Origin of the sequence: Legionella drozanskii LLAP-1 (assembly GCF_001467585.1) — a bacterium.
GTDB classification, from domain to species: Bacteria; Pseudomonadota; Gammaproteobacteria; order Legionellales; family Legionellaceae; genus Tatlockia; species Tatlockia drozanskii.
This window is the reverse complement of the sequence record NZ_LNXY01000034.1, coordinates 53897-65957: the sequence shown is the minus strand read 5'-3', so window position 1 is coordinate 65957 and position 12061 is coordinate 53897. Positions and strand designations below refer to the sequence as shown.

Genomic DNA, 12061 nt, shown 5'->3' with positions numbered 1-12061 from the left:
CTTTAAAGCCTCATGCCGTCTATTGGTCGTAGCTGCAACGCCTGCTTTGGTGCTATTCTTTTTTATGCGAGGCGGTAATTTCGCTGTACCGGGAATGGGTTTAGTTTATGGAGTACTCATTTTTAGTTATATTTCTTATGGGCTGTATTCCGCCAAACGGCTTAGGGTTTGATTTTATATATTCTAACTGGACATAGCCCCCAACTCATTAATTCTATGCCCTGATAAATAGATTCAAATTGTTCGTGGTGTATCATTCGAGTGGTCACAATAATTCGGCTACCCGGTTTTAGACGAGCCATCTTCGAAATTAATTCATTCCAGGTGGCATCAGTTAGGCAAGTGGCTGCCACGAAAAGGATATCGGCATCCCCAAAATCGTAATGTAAAAAACTGTCGTTGATAAATTGAATGCGCTCCATTTGTGGCAGGTATTCTTTCTCAATATTATGTTGTTGAAATCGTTGAACTGCCTTTTCAAGCTGTGTATTTGATTGCTCATACAGAGGAGGCAACAACTCAATACCTATAGATTTGCTAACATGAAAAAATAATAGGGCACTCAATACTGCCTTTCCCGAACCCGAACCTAAGTCATAAAAGATATCCTGGGTGGAAGGAGAAGTTCGTTCAAGAATGGTATAAAACGACAAGAAATCGATTTCTCCGTAAATAAACTCCTTATTTTGAATCAAATGCAATAATCGGTACCTTATCGAAGAGGATTTTGCATGAACTTTTTTGTAAAGCAACTCCAAAATATATGTCTTTTTTTCTATATTTGACCAATCAGCCCTCTGACTTAACTGTTTTTTTTGCTCTTTTTTTTTGAAATGAGGAACAATTATATTGGTTAATAGAAGTTTTAAGATAACTAATAAAACAGGTATGGTGATAATAAAGTAGAACATTAGGTGTCACAGAGCTTTAGGGACCTTAATTATAGTATTACAGGTTCTTCCGTAAAAATAATTAAATGAAAACTTAGGTTCTGCCAAATCATGTCTTAAATGCGTTAGCCAAGAAGGGCGGATCCAGCATGGTTCATGCCCTGCTGTTGATAAATCATCTGGCAATCAAGCTAACCACTACAAAAGGTATGCTTTGAAAAAAATAAAGACTTGCTATCCATTGATAGGATTTTGACGGTTTTAATCAACACATATTTTACTGCTAATGCGCATAAATGCAGTTTTTTCTTAGCATCCTTAACCTTAGGCGGGGCGACGCTGTCCTTAAGTTGGGCCTTGACCCACAAATTAATTCATTCCAGTGGAATGTTGGGTCAAGGCGTGACTAGCTCATTTAGAAATTAAGCGACCGTCCTAGAATTTGAATTCCCAAGATAAACTTCTGATACCTCAATATTTCTATCGTTAGTAAGATTAAAAAACACGGCTTTTGAATGATGTGGTGCTAGCGTAAGATAACGATGACCAATACTGATAAACGTAGTGTTGGGTAATTCTCTTACCATTTTATACACATGATCTTCATTTTTTTCATCGAGAGAAGAGGTTGCCTCATCCAAAAATAGCCAATCTGGTTTTTTCAAGAGAACTCTTGCGAAGGCGATTCGTTGTTGCTCACCGCCTGATAACTGAACCGCCCAGGGATTGATTTCGTCCAGTTTTGAAATAAATTTATCCATTTTTACCTTTTCTAAGACAGAGATGTATTGCTGATCATCATAAGTATCTGCTGGCTCAGGATAGGCTAAAACGGCTCTTAAGGTATCGCAGGGTAGAGTGGGTCTTTGTGGTAAAAAATAGAAACTCTTACCCTCAGGAGTAGAAATTTTACCGTTACCATATTGCCAAACGCCTGCGATTGCTTTAAACAATGTGCTCTTACCTATGCCAGATTCGGCTTGTAAAAGCACATTCTCGCCTGGTTTTAGTTTTAGATTAAGATTACGCATAATGTATTCTGTGCTTGATGCTTGGGGCGGCATAATATCCAAATGTTTTATTTTGATGGTTTCTTTAGACCTTATTTTCCTGGTAATCGCTTTGGGATTCGTTGCCAGACCTCCTTCTTCAAAAGCATCTTTTAATTCAAGAATGCGTTCGATGCTCGCTTGATTGGTAGAAAGATTTTCAAAAGCGGTAACAAACCAGCTTAATGAGAAGTTCACTTGAGTAAAAGACATTCCAATTTGCATAAGTTGGGCGAGGTCAATGAGTCCAGTAAAGTAGAGAGGGGCAGCAAGTATATTCGGCAAAATTCCTGCTAGTTGAAGATAAAAACTCTGAAAACTAGATAATTTTGCTTCGGTATTGAGTTTTTGATTAGAGGTTTTTTTGATTTGTTCAATTTTATTTGTAATCGAGGTTTGATAATAAATTTCAGCGTGTTCTTCGGCAATATTTTCAGCTTCTCCACAAAGCTGTGTTAAATCCTGCCTGAAGTCTGCTTCAGCTTGCTCGGCCATTTTATTCACTTCGGGCAGTGATTTTCCTATAAAATGGGTGATTACTGTGGCTGTTATGGCAACGAGTAACGCAACCCAGACTAAATAACCGGGAATAACAATATTTAGGCCCAAAATTACTATAGTTAAGGCGCCGCCAATCACCCATAAACTACCTACAAAAGTTCCGAAGCTGAGCACGGATTGTAAAAAATCGGTGGCTAAGCTCAGTGTAAAGTCTACAATTACTTGGATGTCTTCCTGAATGCGCTGCGCGATATTATCAATTTCAGAGGAAAATCGTCTTAACTCTAAATAATTATTTTCACTGCCAAATAATTCGTTAATCATTTTTTTTGTTAACCAATTACGCCAAAGGACTGATAACTTTCCAATAAAATAATTTTTTAAAACGTAAGCGCCTACATATGCGCTGAGTAGCAAAGCAAATTGCGCCATGCTTATAAGAAAAGGAGTTAAAGCCTTCGCGGTTAATACAGCCCAAAAGCCCGCCGACCACCAAGATAACGCAGCCATTACCGCTACAAGACCTATTACACAAAGAATGGCTCCTATTAGTAGCAGCCAGGCCTTTAATTTTTCATCTGAATTTAGAAAATAGTCTGTAATGAGGGCTAAGGTTTTTTTCCAGGTGTTTTTTGAATTTGTTTTACTCATTTATGTACCTTTATGACTGAAATTCGGTCATTTACTTCTAAAGGCTTTGAATATATCAACACAACTTTAAAAAAACAAATATTTATTTTAATAAAGTTAAAAAAATTATTTAATAAATGAAAGTAGGTTGATATTATATTGTTTGTCAGTAAAATATTATGAATAGAGAGTTTGAGTATTAGTATTTGAAGTATGGGAAAAATAATTACACAGTGCCCATCTTGTAAAAGTTCAAATTTAAATGTGGTCAAGATTGAATGCACTGACTGCAATACTAAATTTGAAGGGCAATTCGAAATATCGGTTTTACTAAAACTACCTGAAGATGATCTACAATTTATTTTGGATTTCGTAAAATGTTCAGGGAGCCTTAAGGATATGGCTGTTATCCAAAAAGTTTCTTATCCTACCTTGAGGAACAGACTCAATGCGTTGATAGGAACTTTGGAAAATATGGAAATTAAAGAGGAGGGGTCTAAAGAAGAAATTTTACAATTGCTTGAGGAAGGTAAAATTTCTGCTAAAGAAGCAGCCATTATGTTGAAACGTCTGTGAGTATGGTGATGGACAAAGAACAAAAGCGTCTTTTAGCAATGCGTGAAGAAAATAAAATTTCAGAGGCGGACTATCAGTTGATTTCTGCTGCGTTAACCAAGAAATCTATCTTTGCCAGTATTGAGAATTCAGTCCTTATCAATCCCTTTCAAAAAATTGCAGGATTTAAGGCCTTATTGTTGGGCCTAATATTGATGGTCATCATGAGCGGCGTGGGCATTGTTGCGAATGTCTATTTCGATGGCATTATAGGTTTTGTATTCGCCGATAATATTAAGGCAATGAAGCCCAATTTTTTCTTATTGCTTTATCAAAATGCCGTCGTTATTTTTATTCTGGCCTCCCTTTTTTTAATGGTTGCTCTTTTACTCAGGCAAAAAAGAATTCGGGCGATTGATTTTTTTGGCACGGTGGCTTTGTCGCGTTATCCCATACTCTTTGCCCTCCCCATTGTCATACTGCAAAAATACTTGGAACCGCTTAATGAGGACGTCTCCAAGGGATTTGAATTACATCTAACCTTATTAGGCACAATCGGTCATTTTGTTTTTCTAATTTGCATCATTTGGCAAATTACGACCTATTTTTTTGCTTTGAAAGAAGCTTCAGGTCTAGAGGGAAGAAGTCTATGGCTGAGTTTTATTGTGACTGTCTTATTGGGAGATGTTATAGGACTGATATTAACGCGTTTCTTTTTATATGCTTAAGTTAAAACGCTAGTTTAAATTGCTGCCAATATTTGTTGTATAACTCCAAAGTTTCCTCGCCGAGATCGCGCTGAAGATAAGCATGTTTCATCGTTTCTTCGGATGGATAGACGATAGGATTATCATTAATTGCTTGGGGTAGAAGAGCACGTCCCTTGGCATTAGTTATAGCCGCTCCTTCTAGAGTAGCAATTTTTACGCTGGATTCGGGTTTAAACATAAAATTGATGAAGGCATAAGCCTCTTCCAGGTGAGGTGGATTTTTAGGAATGGCGAGACAATCAACCCAAATAACAAAGCCTTCTTGCGGATAACTAAACGAAATTTGATTATTTTCCATCTGAGCTTTGAGAGCATCACCACTCCACGCTATTCCTGTTATTGCATCCTCATCGATCATAATGGCTTGGATACTGTCGCTAGCAAAGAGTTTAACATTAGGCACCAAAGCCAAAAGAAGATTGTAAGCTTGTTCGATATGTTGCGGATCTTTATCATTCGGGCCAAAGCCAAGACTCATGAGTGCAATAGAGAAAAGTTCGCGCGAATCATCAAGTAGCATGAGCTGTCCACGCCAGCGTTTTTGCCATAAATCCTGCCAACTTTTAGGGGCATCTTTTACATAGGTTTTATTATAAAAAATACCTGTCGCTCCCCAAATCAAAGGAGCGCTATATTGATTGCCTGGATCATACTCATTGTCATAGAAATGACTCTCAATATTCGCAAGATTGGGCAACAATTTATGGTCAAGGGGTAGCAACATGCCTTGATTTCGCATTCGTTCTACAAAATAAGCGGAGGGCAAAATGACATCGTAAAGGCTTTTGCCACTTGCCCGAAGCTTGGCATACATCGTTTCATTACTATCATAAGTGGATAAATGAATGGTGATTCCCGTTTCATTTTCAAAGGCTTGCAAAAGTTCTTTGGGAATTTCTCCACCCCAAATGTAAACATTAACTACTTTATTAGCAAAAAGCGCTGTCGAGCCTAAAATTAGGGCAAAAAATAATAGTAAACAATTCATAGTGTTTTACTCGATAAGCGATTTGAAATGATGACTAATGCCATCGATATAGCAAGGGTAATGGTACATAAAGCATTCAGTTCCGGGGTTACTCCTGTTCTTACTAAAGAGTAAATGGTAAGCGGTAAAATATTAAAATCGGGACCCGCAACAAAATAGCTAATAATGACATCATCAAAGGAGAGGGTAAAACAGAGTAGGAAAGCGCTGAGTACTGCAGGCCATAGTAAGGGCAAAAGAACTCTCCTTAGGGCCATGAAACGACTGGCTCCTAAATCGAGTGCACTAAAATAAATATTGGGATCGAGAGTATGGATACGGCTGTTGATCGTTAAAATCACAAAAGGAATGCAAAAAGTAATATGAGCAATTAACAGGCTGCAAAAACCCAGAGTAATATCCGTTACATTAAAGAAAACTAAAAGTGCAACCCCAAGGACAAGATCGGGAATAATGATCAGCAAAAGCAAGATAGCATAGAGTGGACGTTGCTGTTGGTTGCGGTAAAGGAAAAAATGCACAGAAGTTAATAAGCCCAGAGTGGTGGCTACAATAGAAGCACTGAAACCCAAGATTGTGGAATGCAAAAAAGCTGACCATAATATTCGATCGTGAAAAAGTTCAACATACCATTGCGTTGAAAAGCCGTGCCATTGCAATGAAAACTTCGCATTATTTACCGAATAAATAACGAGTACTAGAATTGGGAAATAAAGAAAGAGAAACACTAAATTTAAGAATGTTTTTTGCGCCAAGGCTTTCACTGCAAGATCTCCTTGCTTTGACGACGAAAAAAGAACAATAAAATTAATAAAATAACTGTGAGCAACACGGATGTGGCAGAGCCTTGAGGCCAATTTTCCAAAATTAAGAATTGATCTTGAATTAAGTTCCCCAGCAAAATCGAGCGAGCTCCACCTAAAACATTGGGGATATAGAATAAGGTCATTGAAGGTAAAAGGACCATTAAACAGCCAGCAACAATCCCATTCGTCGTATTAGGTAAAAAGACGCGGAAAAAAATATTAAGTTTGCTTGCTCCTAAATCTTTGGCTGCTTCGATAAGCCTGAAATCAAAACGTTCCATGTTGGTAAAAATCGGTAAAACCATAAACGGGAATAGGTTATAAACTAGTCCGGTCAGGACTGCAAAATTGGTATAAAGTAATGAAAGAGGTGTGTCAATTAAATGCAATTTTAAAAGGATCGCATTGATAAGGCCCTTTGATTTAAGCAGCGCGATCAGAGAATAAGTACGTATTAAGGAACTTGTCCAAAATGGTATGATAATCAACAATAGTAACATGGATTTATGTTTGGATTTAATTAATAAAAAACTAAAGGGATAAGCGAGTAAAAGACAGCAAGCGGTCGCTAATGAGGCCATGAATAGCGAACGAAAGAAAATTTTAATAAAAATGGGGGTAAATAATGCTGAATAATTACTTAAGCTAAAGGGTAAATCGACTAGGTGGTCGCTATTTTTGGATAAAAAACTAGAGACTAATACCAGGCATAGCGGGATGAGGCTAAAAATAATTAGCCAGATATAGGTAAGATAAACTGAAAGCGATCTAACTTTCATTCAGTCTCACTTGTTGAAATAAAGGATTGGTTCTTAGGATTCATAAGGCAATAATACTTCCCAACCAGGCAACCATTGTACCCACACTAACTCGTTAAGTGCATACTCTAATTTATCATCATCTTCATCAAAAAACTCAGACGCATTGATAACTTTTCCAGAACGTAATTCGACTTTTAAATCAACTGTAGAGCCTTTGTAGACAATATCGATAATTTTTCCTGACAACATGCCGCTCGTATCGTCTGTTTCTGTTTGATTCCAAACACGAATGTCTTCCGGACGAATAATAAGATGTATTTTATCACCTGGTTGATAATTCCCAGTATTTCGACATTCGAATTGAATTGATTCGATTTCGGTAATCAGGTTTTGGTCGGAAATTCCATTGATTTGAATATCAAAAATATTTGCTTCGCCAATGAATTTGGCGACATAAAGGCTATTAGGTGTTTCATACACCTGACGTGGCGTTCCAATTTGCTCTATGTGGCCGTGGTTAAAAATCGCAATTCTATCCGACATGGATAAGGCTTCTTCTTGATCATGAGTTACAAAAATAAAAGTCATGTTTAATGCCTTTTGTAATTGTTTAAGCTCGTACTGCATATTTTTGCGTAGTCTATAATCGAGTGAGCTCAAGGGTTCATCCAAAAGCAAGACCTGTGGGCGATTAATCACTGCCCGAGCGATTGCCACACGCTGCTGCTGTCCGCCGCTTAACTGTTGGATATCACGCTTAGCAAATGATTCCAGCTGGACTAAGCATAAAATTTCTTCGACTCGTGCGGAAATGGTTTTTGGATCCATCTTTTTACATCGTAAGGCGAAAGCCACATTTTCATAAACCGATAAATGTGGGAAGAGGGCGTAACTTTGAAAAACAGTATGCACATCTCTTTTTTGTGGCGGTAGCGAATTGACACAGTGACCATTGATGTATATTTCCCCGGAGGTTGGTTGTTCAAAACCAGAAATTAATCGCAGTAAAGTGGTTTTTCCGCAACCGGAAGGCCCTAGAAGAGTTAAGAACTCGCCATGGTAAACTGACAAGGAAATATTATTGAGGATTAAAGCAGAGCCGTAAGATTTATTAACTTGTCGGATTTCAATGAGTGGACTAGTCATGGTGTTGTGTCGCATATTAGGAAGGATAAAACTACCAACTGGAAACGGGTTGTGTAGGATTTTGCAAACTACAAATCTCAGAAATACTACCATTGTTGCAGACTACACCCCCCCCTGATGAAGTCGTCATCACGCCACCTTGCCATAAACAGCAACCTGAGAGTTTTTGTATATCCATTACCGCATGCCGTGTGCAGTAGCAGGTGGAGTAGTAGCCATTATTACAAACATAGCGTCCGGCCACAGAATCACAATAGCTGATGCCACCCATGGCATGACAACAACGTTGCTTGTCACAATAAGGAATGAAAATGGGATCACATTCTGCAGGAATGGTTGAATGGCTGATTGAAGAAACAAACAAAGTTACTGCTGTGATTAGCGAATAAGGCAAAGATCGCATAGTTTATTTCTCCGATGAACATGTTGCTAGCATAACATAGGTTATTAATTAAAAAAAAGTTGGTTTTTAGATTGATCGGAGTAAGACGAATGGCCTGGTTGAATGTTGCTCGTAATTAAAACGTTCAATTCAACTGAGTCCAAAGGCAGTTTTACTCAAGCGATTCGGTCATTGCTTCCCGCTCCTGAAAATCTAATTCAACGGACTCAATTTTTTGAAAACGCTGCGTTATTTTTTTGGCTGAAGTACTTACTTCACTGACATCTTGATGGGCTAAATCAATATGTTTTGACAGCTTATCCATGCGCTTTTCAAAGCGTTGGAAGTCATCGGCGAGAAAGTGTAAATGTTTTTGAATAATATGAACCTGCTTTCGAGTTGCGTCATCCTTTAACACAGCTCTTGCTGTGGTTAATACTGCCATTAAAGTACTTGGTGAAACAATCCAGACTTTAAGGCGCTGAGAAAGGGCGATGATATCAGGATAATTGGCGTGAATTTCAGCGAAAATAGCTTCTGCCGGTATAAACATGACTGCGCCATCGGTGGTTTCATTAGGGATGATGTATTTTTCAGCGATATCTTTGATATGTTTTTGTAAGTCTTGTCGAAACTGTTGTTGCAAGCTCTTACGTTCGCTTGAAACAGCGTCTGTAGTCATGATTTTTTGATAGGTTTCTAGTGGAAATTTCGCATCGATGACTAAATGGCCAGTGGGCTCTGGTAAGAAAAGAATGCAATCAGCTCGTTTTTGGTTGCTAAGGGTATATTGCATACGATAATGCGTACTGGGGATCATATTAGCAATGAGCGTGGATAGCTGTACTTCACCAAAGGCCCCGCGAGCTTTTTTATCAACCAGAATATCTTGCAAACTGACTACATGAGTTGAAAGTTCGGTAATTTTTTTCTGTGCTTCGTCAATAATAGTGAGCCGTCTCACGACGTCTGTGAAAGTTGAGGATGTTTTTTCAAAACCTTCTGTTAATTTGTGATTGACCTGCTGAGTAAGATTATGTAAATGATTGCGTATTTCTTCAGTCAAGGATTGTAAATGAGCAGTGAGCGAACTGGCGTGTTGTTTAAAACTATGATTCATTTGCTCTCGCACGTCTGCCATTTGGCTTTGAACAATTTCACTGATTAAGCGCTGATTGTTTAACTGCCCCTGAGTTATTTTTTCATACACATGATGTTGGCTGGTTTGATAAGCTTGATGTAGTTCGAGATGCAATTGATGAAGCTGCGTAGCGAAGGATTGCTGCAATTTTTCAAACTGGTTTTCCAGTAAAGTTTGTTGACGCTGCTGACGGCGAATAACAAAAAAAATCAGCAGGGTTTGCAAGGCAATCGATAACGCGATGCCTTCAATAAGAGAGATAGAGGGTAAATAGTTCATTATTAACTTAAATTATTAACTTCAATTGGCGTATCAAATTCAAAAACCGGCTTCATTTGGCCAAAATCAGTCAGGTGAATGTAGCTCAAATAGTAAGGGGCTTTATAATCAGTTTTTAAGTTAGAATCAAATGAAAAATTCAAACGCTGCTGGCCAGCGGACAACCAAGCGGCCGATTGAGCCGTTTGAATAGGATGAGTTTTACCTTGAGCATCACTACCCAAAAGAACTGCTTGCAATGCATAACGACTACCGGTAGCGACCTCTACTGTGGCAATAAAATCAAAGTGGTCTGGCCCTTTCGTGATATTTACAACGGCAGCGGAAGGAATCGTAAAAGAAAAAGCGGAATGAGCTTGTCGCCAGATTATATCGTCTCCAATGATGGTGGTCACCGTCGCGTCAACATACCAATTGCCTCCCCGGCTGTTTTCTTCTGAGTTTAAAAAAGTTCTTGCTTGAAAAATGTTTTCAGCAATGGGTGTGGCCACTAGAGGAGTAACATCTCCGTCAGGACTAACAAGTGACATTGTCAGATCATCGATGGAATAATTTTGTTCTTTATCTTTTAAGATCACTGTCGCAACAAACTCATCTCCTGAATAATAACGTGCTTTATTCGTTTGAATAGTTAAGGCAGTGGCCGCATAACGGTCATAGACATGAATAATGAAAAGCTCATTGTCCTTATTCCGATCAGCCTGAGGGCTAGTGATGGTAAATTGACCAAAACCCACTTCAGGTTTTAATTCAGCAAGCGCTAAAGTATTTCCTGCAAAAGGCGTATTTTTTAACGCTTCTTTTTGTGAATATAAAGAAGAAGCTTCAAGTAAACTCAAATTAAGACCCCGCTTGTTAGTGATGCGAAACTGAGGTTTGACCGAGTTTTTATGATCGACAGGCGCGATACGCACAATAGCACCGGGGGCTGAAGTGTGGATAGTTACACCCCGTCGTAGTTCCTTCAAACTAGCTTTGACTTGATATTTACGACTTGTTTGTTGATGCATTGTTAAAGCATGCAGTGGACTATCTTGAGTTGGCCAGTTCATGCTTAATTCCTCATGAGACAAACTGCCGCAGCTTTTACAGTCATAAGGAACAAGGGGGACTTGTTTGGCTATTGTAAAAGCTTGAGATTCTAAGCACAGTAAGGACAAAAGAATTAAAGAAATAAATTTCATTGCACAGCTCCTTGAGCCAAAAGATCATTCCGCAGAATGTCTTCTAAACCGAAACAACTATGACGGCTTTGATTATGGCTTAATGTGATTGCTTGATTTGTTTTTTGTTTGTCGTAAAACCAAAGATCCCCAGCAAGTCGTTGAGAGGTGCAGTCTAAAAATCCATCAGAGCAATGTTGTAGATAAGATTGGGTAATTTTTAAACCGACATTGAGGAAAAAACCATTGCAATAGCTTGATGGGCTAAATGGTGAAGCCTCCACATCTGTTCCGACCATCACACGAAATGGAAGAGGTAAAGAGGGGCGCCCTGCAGTTCCCAATAATATTTCAGTGTTAAAAAGGGCCATATCACCTATTCGTTGTTGTTTTACTGCATCATTGAGATAACCAAGTAACCAGCCAACGGACTCTTCAAAGCCGTCGCCATTAATGATTTCATCAGCGAGTTCAGTGCCTCCACTTGAAGGGGCTAAGGCAATCACATGTCGAATATTTTTAACCAAACTGAAATAACGAGCATCGAAGGTTGGATTGGAAAGAATCCAGCGAACGACATTTCCACCATTTGAATGAGTGTAGACGATTAGTTTAGTGATTTGTTTATTATTGATAAATTCAAGTAATTGATTAGCTACACAGCCTGCGGCTTTTTCATGCCACATATACTGACTAAAATCGCAATGAACAACATAATAGTTACTCGGATTGGGAAGGCCTTCAACGACTGAATGAATAAAATCTTCCTTCCAATAAACGCCTTCTGCTCCAGCACTATAATTATGAGTTCCATGCACAAAAGCGACGCCGAGGTTTTCAGCCTGATTTTCAGCGGAATAACTTAGGCAGGAGAAAAAAAATAGAAGTAAAAAGAAGATAAAACGTGATTCCATAGGTAGGTTCCGTGCTCGGGAGGGCGATATCTATACCATAAGAGAGTTTACTATGCAAAGCAGGAAAACAAAGTCGACGGCAAGCT

Annotated in this window: 12 protein-coding genes; 2 read left to right on the top strand and 10 right to left on the bottom strand. The window is 38.6% G+C overall.

The annotated features are described in order from the left end of the window. Nucleotides 1-161 precede the first annotated feature (161 nt). Together Ldro_RS15875 and Ldro_RS15870 are read right to left on the bottom strand one after the other, a co-directional pair. Nucleotides 162-911, bottom strand: a complete 750-nt coding sequence (locus Ldro_RS15875) for a class I SAM-dependent methyltransferase (RefSeq protein WP_058497405.1) — start codon at nucleotides 909-911, stop codon at nucleotides 162-164. A 401-nt stretch (nucleotides 912-1312) separates the two neighbouring features. After that, complete coding sequence (locus tag Ldro_RS15870) at nucleotides 1313-3091, bottom strand: ABC transporter ATP-binding protein/permease (RefSeq protein WP_058497404.1); 1779 nt, start codon at nucleotides 3089-3091, stop codon at nucleotides 1313-1315. 192 nt (nucleotides 3092-3283) lie between these two features. Between Ldro_RS15870 and Ldro_RS15865 the strand changes: the two genes are divergently transcribed. Together Ldro_RS15865 and Ldro_RS15860 are read left to right on the top strand one after the other, a co-directional pair. Continuing rightward, complete coding sequence (locus tag Ldro_RS15865; protein WP_058497403.1) at nucleotides 3284-3646, top strand: DUF2089 domain-containing protein; 363 nt, start codon at nucleotides 3284-3286, stop codon at nucleotides 3644-3646. A gap of 8 nt (nucleotides 3647-3654) precedes the next feature. After that, nucleotides 3655-4353 (top strand): hypothetical protein, encoded by a 699-nt coding sequence (locus Ldro_RS15860; protein WP_058497410.1) that lies wholly within the window; start codon nucleotides 3655-3657, stop codon nucleotides 4351-4353. 1 nt (nucleotide 4354) lies between these two features. Here Ldro_RS15860 and Ldro_RS15855 read toward each other — a convergent pair whose 3' ends face one another. From Ldro_RS15855 to Ldro_RS15820, 8 genes are all read right to left on the bottom strand, one after another. Beyond that, complete coding sequence (locus tag Ldro_RS15855) at nucleotides 4355-5383, bottom strand: ABC transporter substrate-binding protein (RefSeq protein ID WP_058497402.1); 1029 nt, start codon at nucleotides 5381-5383, stop codon at nucleotides 4355-4357. Then, complete coding sequence (locus tag Ldro_RS15850; protein ID WP_058497401.1) at nucleotides 5380-6147, bottom strand: ABC transporter permease subunit; 768 nt, start codon at nucleotides 6145-6147, stop codon at nucleotides 5380-5382. Before Ldro_RS15850 ends, Ldro_RS15855 begins: the two co-directional genes overlap by 4 nt. After that, nucleotides 6144-6968, bottom strand: a complete 825-nt coding sequence (locus Ldro_RS15845) for an ABC transporter permease (protein ID WP_058497400.1) — start codon at nucleotides 6966-6968, stop codon at nucleotides 6144-6146. The genes Ldro_RS15850 and Ldro_RS15845 overlap by 4 nt, the downstream gene beginning before the upstream one ends. Before the next feature lie 33 nt (nucleotides 6969-7001). Next, on the bottom strand, nucleotides 7002-8096 hold the full coding sequence (potA, locus tag Ldro_RS15840) for a spermidine/putrescine ABC transporter ATP-binding protein PotA (protein WP_058497399.1): 1095 nt from the start codon (nucleotides 8094-8096) through the stop codon (nucleotides 7002-7004). A gap of 31 nt (nucleotides 8097-8127) precedes the next feature. Continuing rightward, a complete protein-coding gene (locus Ldro_RS15835; protein ID WP_058497398.1) occupies nucleotides 8128-8499 on the bottom strand; it encodes a hypothetical protein in 372 nt (123 codons plus the stop codon). A gap of 151 nt (nucleotides 8500-8650) precedes the next feature. Beyond that, on the bottom strand, nucleotides 8651-9898 hold the full coding sequence (locus Ldro_RS15830) for a DNA recombination protein RmuC (RefSeq protein WP_058497397.1): 1248 nt from the start codon (nucleotides 9896-9898) through the stop codon (nucleotides 8651-8653). A 2-nt stretch (nucleotides 9899-9900) separates the two neighbouring features. Then, a complete protein-coding gene (locus Ldro_RS15825) occupies nucleotides 9901-11082 on the bottom strand; it encodes a DUF4785 domain-containing protein (RefSeq protein WP_058497396.1) in 1182 nt (393 codons plus the stop codon). Further along, entirely contained in the window at nucleotides 11079-11975 is an 897-nt protein-coding gene (locus Ldro_RS15820; RefSeq protein WP_058497395.1) for a hypothetical protein, read from the bottom strand. Before Ldro_RS15820 ends, Ldro_RS15825 begins: the two co-directional genes overlap by 4 nt. Nucleotides 11976-12061 lie beyond the last annotated feature (86 nt).